14 protein-coding genes are annotated in these 14306 nt (G+C 67.7%); 4 read left to right on the top strand and 10 right to left on the bottom strand.

Translation table 11 applies throughout. The annotated features are described in order from the left end of the window. Positions 1–55: 55 nt before the first annotated feature. The 6 genes from EG885_RS15850 to glpD all read right to left on the bottom strand — a co-directional run bounded on the left by EG885_RS15850 (position 56) and on the right by glpD (position 6741). Positions 56–1024, bottom strand: a complete 969-nt coding sequence (locus EG885_RS15850; RefSeq protein WP_207392310.1) for an NAD(P)/FAD-dependent oxidoreductase — start codon at positions 1022–1024, stop codon at positions 56–58. Between the two features lie 72 nt (positions 1025–1096). Further along, on the bottom strand, positions 1097–1978 hold the full coding sequence (locus EG885_RS15845; protein ID WP_165571170.1) for a LysR family transcriptional regulator: 882 nt from the start codon (positions 1976–1978) through the stop codon (positions 1097–1099). 126 nt (positions 1979–2104) lie between these two features. Then, complete coding sequence (locus EG885_RS15840) at positions 2105–2368, bottom strand: hypothetical protein (RefSeq protein WP_131576360.1); 264 nt, start codon at positions 2366–2368, stop codon at positions 2105–2107. Between the two features lie 174 nt (positions 2369–2542). After that, positions 2543–3499, bottom strand: a complete 957-nt coding sequence (locus tag EG885_RS15835) for a nucleoside hydrolase (RefSeq protein ID WP_131576358.1) — start codon at positions 3497–3499, stop codon at positions 2543–2545. Positions 3500–3590: 91 nt separating this feature from the next. Then, a complete protein-coding gene (glpK, locus tag EG885_RS15830) occupies positions 3591–5069 on the bottom strand; it encodes a glycerol kinase GlpK (RefSeq protein ID WP_131576356.1) in 1479 nt (492 codons plus the stop codon). 34 nt (positions 5070–5103) lie between these two features. Then, complete coding sequence (gene glpD, locus EG885_RS15825) at positions 5104–6741, bottom strand: glycerol-3-phosphate dehydrogenase (protein WP_131576354.1); 1638 nt, start codon at positions 6739–6741, stop codon at positions 5104–5106. A gap of 269 nt (positions 6742–7010) precedes the next feature. Between glpD and EG885_RS15820 the strand changes: the two genes are divergently transcribed. Then, the gene (locus EG885_RS15820) at positions 7011–7769 is read left to right on the top strand and encodes a DeoR/GlpR family DNA-binding transcription regulator (protein WP_131576352.1); all 759 of its coding nucleotides are present in this window, start codon (positions 7011–7013) and stop codon (positions 7767–7769) included. A gap of 4 nt (positions 7770–7773) precedes the next feature. Here EG885_RS15820 and EG885_RS15815 read toward each other — a convergent pair whose 3' ends face one another. Next, positions 7774–8799, bottom strand: coding sequence for a nucleotidyltransferase family protein (locus tag EG885_RS15815; RefSeq protein WP_131576350.1), 1026 nt, complete (start codon positions 8797–8799; stop codon positions 7774–7776). A 163-nt stretch (positions 8800–8962) separates the two neighbouring features. Between EG885_RS15815 and xylB the strand changes: the two genes are divergently transcribed. Beyond that, positions 8963–10411 carry a xylulokinase gene (gene xylB / locus EG885_RS15810; protein WP_131576348.1) on the top strand — a complete coding sequence of 483 codons (1449 nt, stop codon included), beginning with the start codon at positions 8963–8965 and terminating at the stop codon, positions 10409–10411. Positions 10412–10453: 42 nt separating this feature from the next. Here the strand turns inward: xylB and EG885_RS15805 are convergent, their stop codons facing one another. Next, positions 10454–11071 (bottom strand): helix-turn-helix transcriptional regulator, encoded by a 618-nt coding sequence (locus EG885_RS15805; protein WP_165571169.1) that lies wholly within the window; start codon positions 11069–11071, stop codon positions 10454–10456. Positions 11072–11212: 141 nt separating this feature from the next. Here EG885_RS15805 and EG885_RS15800 point away from each other — a divergent pair, with 141 nt between their 5' ends. Both EG885_RS15800 and EG885_RS15795 read left to right on the top strand, forming a co-directional pair. After that, positions 11213–11416, top strand: a complete 204-nt coding sequence (locus EG885_RS15800; protein ID WP_131576344.1) for a hypothetical protein — start codon at positions 11213–11215, stop codon at positions 11414–11416. 36 nt (positions 11417–11452) lie between these two features. Then, a complete protein-coding gene (locus tag EG885_RS15795) occupies positions 11453–12112 on the top strand; it encodes an acyl-homoserine-lactone synthase (protein WP_131576342.1) in 660 nt (219 codons plus the stop codon). Here EG885_RS15795 and EG885_RS15790 read toward each other — a convergent pair. Next, positions 12109–13653: a PhnE/PtxC family ABC transporter permease gene (locus tag EG885_RS15790; protein ID WP_242679698.1), complete on the bottom strand. Its 1545-nt coding sequence runs from the start codon at positions 13651–13653 to the stop codon at positions 12109–12111. The two genes, EG885_RS15795 and EG885_RS15790, sit on opposite strands and share 4 nt — an antisense overlap. Further along, the gene (locus EG885_RS15785) at positions 13643–14302 is read right to left on the bottom strand and encodes an ATP-binding cassette domain-containing protein (protein WP_242679697.1); all 660 of its coding nucleotides are present in this window, start codon (positions 14300–14302) and stop codon (positions 13643–13645) included. Before EG885_RS15785 ends, EG885_RS15790 begins: the two co-directional genes overlap by 11 nt. Positions 14303–14306: the final 4 nt, after the last annotated feature.

The raw sequence follows: 14306 nt of genomic DNA, 5'->3' as shown, positions 1-14306 counted from the left end.
ATCCGCGTCAGCCGCCCCTGAGGGACCGGGCGCGGGGTTCGCTCGTCCGGGCCGCTCATGACCGGGCCAGAAGATGGGCGGCCATGGCCTGCCCGCTGACCCAGCCATCCTGGGCCGATGGTCCAAGCGCCCAGTCCCCGCCGACGACCAGCCCGGTCGCATCATGGGTCAGGCAGGGCTGACCAAGCGCGCGGTCGGTGCGCGCATAAAGCCAGCGATGCGCCGCCGCGTGGCGCAGATGCGCGGGATCGGCCCCGATGGCCTCCACCAGCAGCGGCGCCATGATCGCGGCCAGTTCGGCAAAGGGCAGGTCGATCTGCGCCATGCTCCAGTCCGGGTCGGCATGGGCGACCCATGCGGTCAGGGGGCCCGCCCGACCGGGCTTGGCGCTGTCGCACCAGAGTTTCGCCAAAGGCCCCTGGCCATTGCCGGTGACGGGCGGCACGGGCGCTGCCGCATCCAGCCCGGCCATCAGCGTGATGCAGGCGTGATAGCGGATATCGGCCAGCGCCGGGGCCAGCGGATGATCGGCGCCCAGCAGATCGCGGGCCTGCGGGGCGGGGATGGCCAGCACGACCAGATCGGCGGCATGGTCGATCCCCTCGCCGCCAAGGTGCCAGAGCCGACCCTCGCGCCGCAAGGCGGTGACCATCGCGCCCTGCCGCAGATCCAAGCCCCGGGCCAAAGCCTTGGGGATCGCGGACATCGCCGGTGTGCCGGTCAGCTGCGCATCGGGCGGGCCGTCCTGCCAGCGCGCCACATGACCCTGCGCGGCAAGATCCGCCAGCAGCGCGGCCAAGCCCGGATCGGTCGCGGTCAGCCCCGGTGCGCCGTGATCAAAGCGCAGCCCGTGATCCGCGCGGCGCGTGGCCAGACGTCCGCCCGGGCCGCGCCCCTTGTCAAAGACGGTGACCGACAGACCCGCCTGCGCCAGACGGCGGGCGCAGCTCAGCCCGGTCAGCCCCGCACCGATGATGGCCACCGTGATCCGTTCGCCCATGGGCCGCCCCTTCGTGTCGATCATCGCCGCCATCAAGCCCACCGCCGGGCGCCCGGCGCAACGCGGCGTTTTGTCCTGTTGGCGGCGCGATACCCCTTAGCGCAGGTTCAGCTGCCCCACGAAATCCAGAAATGCCGCCAGCGCCGCCGTCACCAGCTTGCGGCTGGAAAAGACGATGTTCACCGGCACGCCCGGCAGGGCATGGTCGGTCATCACCGGCACCAGCCGCCCCGCCGCCAGATCGTCGGCCACCTGAAACTTGGGCGCCAACGCGATCCCCTTGCCGCTGACCGCCAGAGCGCGCAGCAATTCGCCGTTGTTGCTGGAAAAGATCGGGGTGATCCTTTGATAGATCACCTCGTCCCCCTGCCGCAGCGGCCAGGTGCCCGAACCGGGCAGGTTGGTGTAATGCAGGCATTGATGGTCGCGCAGCTCGCCGGGATTGCGCGGCTGGCCGTGGCGCGCGATGTATTCGGGCGAGGCGACCAGCAGGATGCAGGCATCCTGCAGATGGCGGGCATGCAGGCTGCTGTCTTCCAGCTTGCCCACCCGGATCACCGCATCAAAGCCGTCCCGCGTCAGATCCGAGCGGCTGTCATCCAGCACCAGATCCAGTTGGATATCGGGATATTCCTCCATGAAGCGCATCAGATGCGGCTGAAAGACCTTCAGCGTGTATTGCACCGGTGCGCCGACCTTCAGCGGCCCCGAGGGGCGGGCGGCAGCCGTACGGATGCCTTCGGTGGCGCTGTCCAGTCGGCTCAGCACATCGCTGACCGAGGCGTGAAAGGACAGGCCCGCCGCCGTGGGGGTGACGGCGCGGGTGGTGCGGGTCAGCAGCCGGGTGCCCAGATCGGCCTCCAGATCCGAGATCATCTTGCTGCACATGCTTTTGGAAATGCCGATGCGGCGCGCGGCGGCCGCAAAACTGCCCTCGTCGATGATCGCCACGAAGATGCGCAGAACCTTGATATCCATGGTCGTTCCGTTCCGTCCCCGTGCGCCTGTCGCCCACCGACATGACCATGCCGACATGGAAAGACCGCCGCGAGGGGGCGCGGCGGTCTGGTCTGTCAGTCAACCGGTCGGGCCGAAGCCCAAGGATTAGCGGTCGCGGTACAGGTTGGCAACCTGACCTTCGGTCCCGAACGAGGTGACGGTGACCAGCGTGTCACCCGAGATGCCGGCACGGGCCAGCTCGGTGCTGGTCATCACGCTGGCGGCGGGAACCTGCTTGGTTTTCGCGGCGGCCTGAACGTCGGCGGGGGCGGGCAGGTTCGAACCGTTGCCCGAGTCGTTCGTGGTGGCAGCGGTGGCGGCGCCTGCGGCAAAGGTCAGGGCGGTCAGGGCGATTGCAAAAGCTTTCATGGTCGTAATTCCTTGCTGTCTTGGTGCCCCGCAACGGGGGGCGTTGTTTCGATGACCATGAGATAGTCCCGACCCAGCCCCGCGATTAGCCCGAATATTGCGCGCTCTGTGTTCGCTCTGATGGGACAATCCAAGGGAACTATTTCGCAGGAGCGTTTTATACGAACAATCGGGTCAGCCCGTACAGACCTGTGCGATCCGGTCCAGAATGGCCTGCGGCTGACCCTCCAGCGCCGCGAACTGGCGCGGGCGACCCTGCCACGCGCCCATCGGACCCTGCCGGTCGGCGGGGTTCATCAGCGTCAGGCCAAGGGCCATGCCGTCGGACAGCACCCGCACCTCGCCGGTCGTCAGGGTGAACAGGTCGGGGTCGGTCAGACAGACCGCCGCCGCGGCATCATGGACCAGCATCCCGTCATAGCCCGCCGCCTGATAGAACCGGACATAGTTCTGCGACAGATCGGCGACCAGCCGCATGCCCGGCCCGCCGCGCGCGCCCAGATCATTCAGCGTGCTGCGATCCATGAAGGTGCGGGTCGTCAGGTCCAGCGGCACCGCGACCACGCGCCAGGCGGCACCAAAGACGATGTCGGCGGCCAGCGGATCGCCCCAGATATTCGCCTCGGCTGCCGGGGTGATGTTGCCGGGCACGCGAAAGGCACCGCCCATGATCACCACGTCGCGCACCAGCCCGGCAATATCCGGCGCCATCTGCACCGCGCGTGCCAGATTGGTCATGCGCCCCACGGCCAGCACCCGGATCTGGCCCGGATGCAGGCGGATCATGTCGATCAGGAATTGCGCGGCATCATCGGGATCGTCGGTCGGGTCCAGATCGACCGGATGATCGCCCAGACCATTCTCGCCATGGATATGGGTCGGAAAGGCCTCGGGCGGCATGTCGGGGGTCAGGGGGCCCGACGCGCCCGCATGAACCGGCGCGCCATGGCCCCATTCGCGCAGCAAAAACCGCGCATTGCGGGTGGTCAGCGCCACCGGGGCGTTGCCGAAGACCGTGGTCACCCCCAGCAGATCGACCTGCGGATGGCGGATCAGGTAATACAGCGCCAGCGCGTCATCCACACCGGGATCGGTGTCGAAGATCACCTTGTGTCGGGTCGTGTCCGTCATCGCATCCGCGTCCTTTGTCCCAAGCGTCAGGGCGACGGGTTTACCGCTGCCTGCGCCGGGGTCAATGGGTCGGCCGATCGCAGCGCCTGCGTCACAGCGACATGGTCGCCTTGACCGCGCGCCGCCATGCCGCGTAGCGCTGATCGCGCAGATCGGGGTCCATGTCGGGGACAAAGCTGCGGTCCAGCGCCCAGTCCTTGGCAAAGCCCGCCTGATCGGGATAGAGCCCCGGCCCCTGCCCGGCCAGCCATGCGGCGCCAAGCGCCGTCGTCTCGACTACCTTGGGGCGGTCGACCGGGGCGCCCAGGATATCGGCCAGAAACTGCATCGCATAATCCGACGCGCTCATCCCGCCATCGACGCGCAGGGCGGTTTCACCCTTGGGTTCCCAATCGGCCTTCATCGCCTCCAGCAGGTCGCGGGTCTGAAAGCCGACGCTTTCCAGCGCCGCGCGGGCCAGTTCCGCCGGGCCGGAATTGCGGGTCAGGCCATAGATGGCGCCGCGGCTGTCCGGGCTCCAGTAAGGCGCGCCGAGGCCGGTAAAGGCAGGCACCAGGATCACCTGTTGGTCGGGATCGGCGGTTTCGGCCAAAGGCTGGGTTTCGGCGGCGTTGCGGATGATCTTCAGCCCGTCGCGCAGCCATTGCACCACCGCCCCCGCGATGAAGATCGAGCCTTCCAGCGCATAGGTCGGCTTGCCGTCGAACTGATAGGCGATGGTCGTCAACAGCCGCTGCGTGGACGCCACCGGCGTGTCGCCCGTGTTCAGCAGCGCAAAGCACCCCGTGCCATAGGTCGATTTCATCATCCCGGGCCGGAAACAGGCCTGCCCCACGGTCGCCGCCTGCTGATCGCCCGCGACCCCGGTGATGGGGATCGGGCGCCCGAACAGATCGGGGCGGGTGGTGCCGAAATCGGCGGCGCAGTCGCGCACCTCGGGCAGCATCGACATGGGAATGTCGAACAGCTTGCAGATGGTGGCCGACCACCTGCCCTTGTGGATGTCGTACAGCATCGTGCGCGCGGCATTGGTGGCGTCGGTGGCATGGGTCTGGCCGCCGGTCAGGTTCCAGATCAGCCAGCTGTCTACCGTGCCAAAGGCCAGATCGCCTGCATTGGCCCGGTCGCGGGCGCCGTCCACATGGTCCAGAATCCATTTCAGCTTGGTGGCCGAGAAATAGGGATCGACCAGCAGCCCGGTGCGGGCGGTGATCATGTCGGCATGGCCCGCCGCCTCCAACTCGCGGCACAGATCGGCGGTGCGGCGGTCCTGCCAGACGATGGCATTGTGGATGGGCTTGCCGGTCTTGCGATCCCAGACCACCACCGTCTCGCGCTGATTGGTGATGCCGATGGCGTCGATCCGGGGATTGCCGCATTTCTCGATCGCGGCCCGACAGGTCGCCGCCGTGCTGGACCACAGATCGCCCGGATCATGTTCGACCCAGCCCGGGCGGGGGAAATGCTGGGGAAATTCCTCTTGCGCGCGGCCCACGGGGCGCAGATCGCCGTCAAAGACGATGGCGCGGGACGAGGTCGTGCCCTGATCGATGGCCAGAATATGGGTCATGCGCTGTCCTCCTCCGAAAGCGTCGGTCCTTGGGTCAAATCCCCGATGCGGTCGCGGGTTCCCCGGCCAGAGTCGGCAGCGCGGGATGGGGCACCCGCGCGACCATCCAGTCGTCCAAAGCGGCGATCTGGTCGGCATCCATCCGCAGGCCCAGCTTGCTGCGCCGCCAGACCACGTCGGCGGCGCGGCGGGCATGTTCGTGATCCATCAGCCAGACCACCTCGGCCTCGGTCAGGGTGGCGCCGAAGCTGACGCCCAGATCGGCCTCGATGCGCGCGCCCGACAGGATGCGCGCGGCCTCGGTCCCATAGGCGCGCACCAGCCGCAGCGCCCACCGCTCGGTCAGGAACGGATGCGCGTCGCGCAGGGCGGCCACCAGCGCGGGCACGCCATCCACCGGGAAATCTCCGCCGGGCAGGCTGGCGCCGCGCGTCCACGGGCCGGGCAATCCCTCAAAGAACGGCGCGATCTTTTGCAGCGCCGATTCCGCCAGACGGCGATAGGTGGTGATCTTGCCGCCAAAGACGTTCAGCACCGGCGCGCCGCCCGTCTGATCGACCTTCAGCGTGTAATCGCGCGTCGCCGCCGTCGCACTTTGCGCCCCGTCATCATACAGGGGCCGCACCCCGGAATAGGACCAGACCACGTCATCCGCGCTCAGCTGCTGGCGGAAATACTGGTTGGCAAATCCCAGCAGGTAATCGCGTTCATCCGGCGTGCATTCGGGCGCGACCGAGGGGTCGTCATGTTCCGCATCGGTGGTGCCGATCAGGGTAAAGTCGGTCTCGTAGGGAATGGCAAAGATGATCCGCCCGTCAGTGCCCTGAAAGAAATAGCATTTGTCGTGGTCATACAGCCGCCGGGTCACGATATGGCTGCCCCGCACCAGCCGCACGCCTTCGGTCGAGTTCAGTCGGATGGTGCCCTTGATCACCTCGCCCACCCAGGGGCCTGCGGCATTGACCAGCATCCGGGCGCGGGTCTGGCGGGTCTCTCCGCGGCGGTCCTTGGTCGTGACGATCCAGTGATCGGCATGGCGATCGGCCGAGACGACCTTGGTGCCGGTCAGGATCAGGGCGCCATGCGCCTCGGCGTCGCGGGCGTTCAGCACGACCAGACGCGAATCCTCGACCCAGCAATCGGAATATTCATAGGCGTGGTGGAAACGCGGCTGCAGCGGCGCGCCCTCGGGGGTGCCGTCCAGCGACAGGGACGCGGTGCCGGGCAGGATCTTGCGCCCGCCAAGGCTGTCATAAAGGAACAATCCCAACCGGATCAGCCATGCCGGGCGGCGCCCCCGCATCCACGGCATCACCATCCCCAGCAGCTTGGAGGTCGGCGTGTCGCTGTCAAAGCGCATGTCGGGATGCCAGGGCAGCACGAAGCGCATCGGCCAGCTGATATGGGGCATGGCGCGCAGCAGCACCTCGCGTTCGACCAGCGCCTCGCGGACCAGCCGGAATTCGAAATATTCCAGATAGCGCAACCCGCCGTGGAACAGCTTGGTCGACGCGCTGGAGGTCGCCTGCGCCAGATCGCCCATCTCGGCCAGCGTCACCGACAACCCGCGCCCGGCCGCGTCGCGGGCGATGCCGCAGCCATTGATGCCGCCGCCGATCACGAACAGATCGACCTCTCCGTTTTTGGCCCTGCTGCCCTGCGCGCCGTCCATATGCTGTCGCCTTTTGCTGTCGCCTTGCCGCCGTTTCTGACCCTGAACGCGCCAAAAAGAAAGTGGTTTGTTTTCGTTTTGCATCATATTGCGCCGCTCTGCCGCGATCAGCCGCATGGGCCATCACCCAGCCTGCCCCGCTTGGGCGGCTGCCGCAACCCGCCCGGCGCCGGTCATTTCCATACCGATTGGTTTAAAACGCAAGCGGACGAACATCTTGCCTGTCCGCGCCCCTCATGCGACATCCGGGAAAAGTCACAGGTGCCCCCATGTCCCAGACCTTCCGCCAGCCCGAGATCCTGGATATCGCCCGGCGCGATGGCAAGGTCACGGTCGAGGGGCTGGCCGGCCATTTCGGCGTCACCCTGCAGACCATCCGCCGCGATCTGACCGAACTGGCCGAAACCGGCCGGCTGGAACGGGTGCATGGCGGCGCCATCCTGCCCTCGGGCGTGGCCAATATTGGGTATGAGGAACGCCGCGCCCTGCATCACGCCGCCAAGACCGCCATCGCGCGGGCCTGCGCCGCCGAGGTGCCCGACAAGATCAGCCTGTTTCTGAACATCGGCACCAGCACCGAGGCCGTCGCCCGCGAATTGCTGGGCCATCGCGATCTGCTGGTGGTGACGAACAACATGAACGTCGCCAATATCCTGGTCGAGAACCCCGATTGCGACGTCATCGTCACCGGCGGCAGCCTGCGCCGCGCCGATGGCGGGCTGGTCGGCACGCTGGCCGCCGAGACGATCCGCCAGTTCAAGTTCGATCTGGCGGTGATCGGCTGTTCGGCGCTGGACCGCGACGGCGACCTGCTGGATTTCGACATTCAAGAGGTCGGCGTCAGCCAGACCATCCTGCGCCAGTCGCGCCGCACCTTCCTTGTGGCCGACCATTCCAAACTGACGCGCAGCGCGCCCGCCCGCATCGCCTCGCTGGCGGAACTGGACGCGATCTTCACCGACCGCCCCCTGCCCGAGCCGCTGGCCCGCGCCTGCGCCGAGTGGCAGACCCGCGTGGTCGTGGTCTGAGGGCCTAAAGCCCCGCCAGCAGCGCCGCCGTATCGGGCATCCGCGACAGGCTGGCCGCGATCCGGTCGCGCCAGCGGGGACCGCGCGCCAGAGCATCCTCATGCGCCTCGGCCAGATCCTCGGGGCGGTCGCGGGCCAAAGCGGCGATCAGAAAGGCGGCCTGCGCGCGGTCCTTGGCCGATTTCATCCGGTCCGCCGCGCGCCGCCGGTCGGCCACGATCAGCTTGTGGATGGCATAGCGTTCCGGACGCGGCACCTGCACCAGCACGCCCGCGCGATAGGGGATCGCCGCCGGGATCGGGTCGGCTATCAGATAGTTCAGATGATGCAGCGCCTGCGCCTGCACCCCAAGCGCGGGCAGATCGCGCAGCCCCTCCTCGCCAAAGGCGGGGGTCAGGAATTCGACCAGCGCATTGCCCTGGGTCTGGCGCCAGCGCCATGTGCGGCCCGGTTCCAGACTGGGGGCGGGGGCAAAGGCGAAATCGGCCAGCACCTGCTGGACGGGCGGCGCTGCGGCATCCTCCAGCGCCAGCGACAGGCGTTCAAAGCTGGCAATATCCAGATCGTCGGTCTGCGCGGTCTGTTCCAGCGACAGGCGCAGGGCCAGTTCGCCTTCATACAGGCGAAAGGCATGGGTGCCGACGACGGTGCCGCCAAGCCGGAACACCCCCGCGCCCGCCAGTGCCGCCATCAGGCTGCCGCTGGTCGGGTCCAATCCCAGAAACCCCTCGGCCCGCAGCAGCCGCACCAGCCGCGCCCGGTCGCGGCGGCGCTGTCCCTCGGGTGCCCGGTCCATGCGCAAGGTCTCCATCCGGGCGGCCAGATCGGGGCCATCCTCGCCCAGATAGCGCTTGCGCACCTCGGTTCCGACGCGAAAGCTGTCATACCAATAGCCGCGCCCGTTCCGCATGACCCGGGTGGGCGTGCCGCGCAGATCGCGCAGGCCCTCGTCGCGCAAGGATCGCAGCAAGTCGTGATAGGCCGCATGAGCCAATGCGGAATGGCGGGGGATGGGGGCGTCTGCTTGCATGATGTTCAACAGTTGGGACGATTGTTGAATACAAAAATGTTCAACAATTGTCCAGACTGTTGAACATGACCTTGTGCATTCCCCGGCTGGACATTGCCGCCTGCCGTTGGGAAGGTCGCGCCGAACCGACCGGTCAAGGGCGCCGGTCAAGGGGAGATGCGGGATGAGCTATCTGGGGATCGATCTGGGCACGTCGGGGCTGCGCGCCCTGCTGGTGGATGATCAGGGCCAGCCCCTTGGCGCGGCGGAACGGCAATACGGCGTCGCCAACCCCCATCCCGGCTGGTCGGAACAGGATCCTGCCGACTGGATCCGCGCCTTTCAGGGCGCCGTGGCCGATCTGCGCGCCGCCCATCCCGAATTCGCGGCCCTGCGCGGGATCGGCGTGGCGGGGCATATGCATGGCGCGACGGTGCTGGACGCCGATGATCAGGTGCTGCGGCCCTGCATCCTGTGGAACGACACCCGCAGCCACCGGCAGGCGGCGGCGCTGGACGCCGATCCGCGCTTTCGCGATCTGACCGGCACTATCGTCTTTCCGGGCTTTACCGCCCCCAAGCTGGTCTGGATGGCGGATGAGGAACCCGACCTGTTCGCCCGCGCTGCCCGCGTGCTGCTGCCCGCCGCCTACCTGAACTTGTGGCTGACGGGCGAGGCCGTGGGCGATCTGTCGGATGCCTCGGGAACGTCATGGCTGGATACGGGCGCGCGCGACTGGTCGGACGATCTGCTGGCCGCCACCGGGATGCGCCGCGCGCAGATGCCGCGTCTGGTCGAGGGTGCGGCCGAGGCCGGGCGCCTGCGCGCCTCGCTGGCCGCCGAATGGGGCGTGACCGGGCCGGTCACCGTCGCCGGGGGTGCGGGCGACAATGCCGCCGCCGCCTGCGGGATCGGCGCGATGGCCGAGGGGGCGGGATTTGTCTCGCTTGGCACCTCGGGGGTGCTGCTGGCGGCGCGCGACGGTTACGCGCCCGCGCCCGACACGGCGCTGCACAACTTTTGCCATGCGGTGCCGGGGCGCTGGTATCAGATGGGGGTGATGCTGGCCGCGACCGACAGCCTGAACTGGCTGGGCCGGATCACCGGGACCAGCCCCGCCGCGCTGACCTCTGATCTGGGGCCGCTGCGCGCACCGGGGGCCGTGCGCTTTCTGCCCTATCTGTCGGGCGAGCGGACACCGCATAACGACCCGGCCATCCGGGGCAGCCTGACCGGCCTTGCCAGCGCCACCGACAGCAGCGATCTGACCCGCGCCGTGCTGGAGGGCGTGGCCTTCGGGCTGGCCGACAGTCTGGCGGCGCTGCAGGCGACCGGTGCGCGGCCCGACCATCTGATGGCCATCGGCGGCGGCGCGCGGTCGCAATACTGGCTGCAGGTGATCGCCACGGCGCTGGACGTGACCCTGACCCTGCCTGCGGATGGCGAGTTCGGCGCCGCCCTTGGCGCCGCCCGGCTTGGCATGGTCGCCGCCGGTGGGGGATCGGTGGATGACATCATGACGGCCCCCGACATCACCGCCGAGATCGCCCCCGATCCCGCCCTGCGCGACGCCTTTGCCAAGGCGCTGGCCGGGTTTCGCACCGCCTATCCGGCGATCCGCGCAGTGCAGTAAAACCGCCCGACAGGCTAAGGGAAACCTGCCCTATCGGATAGATTACAGATAGTTGCGCGCCACCGCGATCGCGACGGCCTGCGTGCGGCTTTTGGCGCCCAGCTTGGCGCAGGCCTTCAAGGCGCGCTGCTTGACGGTGGATTCCGCGATTTCCAGCTGGGTCGCGGTCTCGATCTGGCCCAGACCGTCGCGGAAACAGCGCAGCACGTCCAGTTCCGCCGGGGTCAGGGCGGCGCGGTTCAGCACCATGTCGGTCCACAGATGGAACCGCGCCGAACAGCGCGCGATCTCGTCATCGGTGAATTCACGATCAGGATGGGACAGGGTCAGGAACGACCGCTTGCCCGCCACCTTGCGAGAGATCGCGACCCCGTAATTCAGCTTGAACCGCTTGGCCTGCTGCATGACGCCGCGCAGGTCGGGGATGCGCACCTCGGACCAGCGGGCGGCGCCGTCATGGGTCATCGTCCACATCGCGATCGGGTCGCCGAAAAAGTAGTTCCGGTCTTCGTAGATGGCCCGCCAGGCGTTGGGGTAGGCGTTATGCAGATGCTCGGGGCCCTTATAGGTCAGGTTGAATCCCATGATCCAGCCCGACGGCGCCAAAGCATGCATCTGCGCGATCTCATCGTCAAAATTCGGGATCAGATCGTTCAGCATCCGCGGCTCCTGTTGCACGACGTGAAGGATATGCCTTTTCGGACATACTGAAAAGGCGCCTTCGACGCTTTTCGCGCGACAAGTACCCCAAGGCGGGCGCATTCCTGAATCACCACTCAACCAAGGAGGATGACAACCACAATGGGTATCAGAGAACCGAAACTGGCCACCGCGGAATTCAGCCGCGACATGGTCGAGACGATGCTGACCTATTTCGACGCCTATGCCGACGAGGGCGTCCTGAAGGTCGAGGTCACAAGCTGGGGCCTGTGGCTGCCCAACAAGGCGACCGGGGGACGGCAGTTCCTGGGTCTGGCCAAGCTGCCCGAAGGCTATCGGCAGTAATCTTATTCCCCCCCTTTTTTTCCATAGGAGCCTTTTATGACACGTCACATGACTTCGGACATTCAGATCGAAACCATCACCCTGCCCCGCGACATGGCGCGGTTCGATCTGGTCACCAGCTTTTTCAAGCTGCGCAAGCAGATCTTTGTCGACCGCATGGCATGGCCGCTGCACCACGCCGAGGGGATCGAATTCGAACAATACGACACCTTCGACACCGTCTATGTGATCGCCCATCAGGACGGTCGCGCGGTGGGCGGGGCGCGGCTGAAACGGACCGATTGTTCGTTCGGCGGCGGCAAGGTCGTCTACAGCTATATGATCCGCGACGCGCATCTGGGGCTGCTGCCCGGCATGCCCACCAATCTGTGCCATGGCGAACCCCCGGTCGATTCCCGGTCGTGGGAGCTGACGCGCTTTGCCGCCCTGCCGCTGCCCGGTCTGGCCGAGGCAATCCTCGAGGCGTCGAATGCCTATCTGCACAAGGTCGGCGCGACCGATTGCCTGTTTCTGGGCCCGCCCGCCTTTTTGCGCATGGCCACGCGGCTTGGCTGGACGCCCCGTCCGATGGGCGATCTGGTGTCGAACGATGATGGCAAGTTTCTGGCCTTTGCCTGCGCCGTGCGTCAGCCGATGACCGATATCCCCGCGCAGATGCCCATCCACCGGATGGAAGAACAGCGCATGGTCGCCTAGCACCCGGTCTCGCGCAGCGGGGCGGCACCGGCCGCGCCCGCCGCTGCAGGGCCCGTTGTCAGGCGCAGACCCGCCGCCCCGATCCGGGCGCGCAGATGGCGCGACAGCGCATCGATGCCGACCGTGACCAGCCCGGTCGCGGCAAGGATGACGACTGCGCGGTCCATGCGCAGCTCTCCGATGGCGTCGTCCAGATAAAATCCAAGCGTGGCAATGCCCAGAATGCCCATGATCGCGGATTCGCGGATGATGATCTCCCACCGGTACAGACACAGGGCGACGAAGGGGCTGAACAGGCGCGGCGCCAGTTCCCACCCCCACAGGGTCAGCCCGCGCGGCGCATCGGGGCGCAGCGCAAGGCCCACCGCCTGACGCCCCAGCAGATGCCCGATGATCGCCCCGTTATGCAGCCCAAGCGCCAGGATCGCGGGCAGCATCGATGGGCCCCAGACCTGCAGGAACAGATAGGCCAGCATGTATTCGGGAAAGGATCGCAGGATCACCAGCACCAGATGCCCGAATGCGGCGCCCACCCGCCCGGTGACGCGCGGCACGATCAGCGCCTGCGCGACAAAGGCCAGCGCCCCCGCCAGAACCAGCGCCAGCTGCGCCACGATCAGCGTCGCGGCAAGGCCGGGCAGGATCGCGCCGGTGGTAAGATCCCACAGCCATGGCAGCAGGGCGCCCGGATCGCCCTGCCGCAAAGGCGCGGGGATGATGTCGCTGGACAGAAACCGCCACAGCGCCCCCTGCCCCATCGGCGGAGAGGTCACGCTGGCCAGCATCACCCCGGCAAAGCCCAGCCATGCGACCAGCAGCCGGGGCCGCATCCAGACCCGCACAGTGGCGATCAGCGCGATATAGATCGCCATAACCGCCCCCGCCGCCCCGTATTCGCCCTGCCGGAAAAACGTGTCCAGCTGATAGCCAAGCGTCGGCAGCCCGACGAATCCCAGCACGGCCGAGGATCGCAGCCCGCATTCCAGCCGGTAAAGGGCATAGTTCACCATCTCGGGCCGGGCCAGCGGCGCCCGCGCCCACAGAAACCGCGTCAGCGGGTCCACGCGGGCGCCCAGCCAGTCGGCAGGGCGGCGGTCGGCCTCGTCCAATATCTCGGACAGGACTTTGGCAAAAATCCCGGCATAGGGCAGCGCGATGGCCAGCACCCCCGACCAGATGCTGATCCCCAGCACCTGCAACAGCAGCAGCGCCCAGAACAGCTCGTGCACCGATCGCAGGGCGATGGCCAGCCAGCGCACCGGCCTCAGCCGGTAGAAAGGCGCAAGGCAAAGGCCCGCCAGCCCGCCAAGCGTGACGCCCGCGATCGCAAAGCCCACGGTCAGGGCGACGGCGCGGGCGATCTGTTCGATGGCGCTGAAATCGGGCGACAGGAAGCCCCGCCCCATCCGGGCCAGCGCCGCCCAGGGGTCATGACCCGCAATGCCCAGATCGGCCAGCGGCAGGCACAGGGTGGCCAGTACCAGAAATCCCGCGACGACACCCGACCGGGTCAGGGGGCGTGCGCCCCGCCTAATGCGCATAAAGCGCCCCGATCCGGTCCGCGTCCAGATCGGCCACCGGCAGATCGAACAGGAACCGCCCCTGCCGCAGCCCGATCACCCGCGTCGCAAAGGCGCGCGCGATGGCCACGTCATGCAGGGCCAGGATGGCGGTCGGAAAGGCATCGCGGATCACCGCCGCCAAAGCATCGGCCTGATGCGGATCGACGGCGGACAGGGGCTCATCGCCCAGGATCAGATCGCCGCCGCGATGCAGGGCACGGGCCACGGCCACGCGCTGTTTCTGGCCACCCGACAGACCCTCGACGGCGCGGTCGGCCTCGGGTGCAAGGCCCACGCGGGCCAGATCGGCCAGCGCCGCCGCCCGGTCGGCGCGGGCGGGCCGGATCAGGGTGCGCAGGTTGCGCCATGCCCCGTGATCGTCCAACCGCCCCATCAGCACGTTGCGCAAGGCCGACAGCTGCGGGACCAGCGCGGTGTCCTGCGGCACCAGCGCCACGCGCAGGTCGCGGGCCAGCGCCGCATCGCGCAACGCGGCCAGCAGCGTCGATTTGCCCGATCCGCTGCGCCCCAGCAGGGCGACACGCTCGCCGGATGCGACATGCAGCCGCACCCCGGTCAGAACGGGCGCCCCGCCATAGCCCAGATCGGCCCCGTCCAGCAGCTGCAAGGGA

This window comes from Paracoccus nototheniae (genome assembly GCF_004335005.1).
GTDB classification, from domain to species: Bacteria; Pseudomonadota; Alphaproteobacteria; order Rhodobacterales; family Rhodobacteraceae; genus Paracoccus; species Paracoccus nototheniae.
Note: the sequence above shows the minus strand (reverse complement) of the source record. Positions and strands in the feature narration are given on the sequence as shown.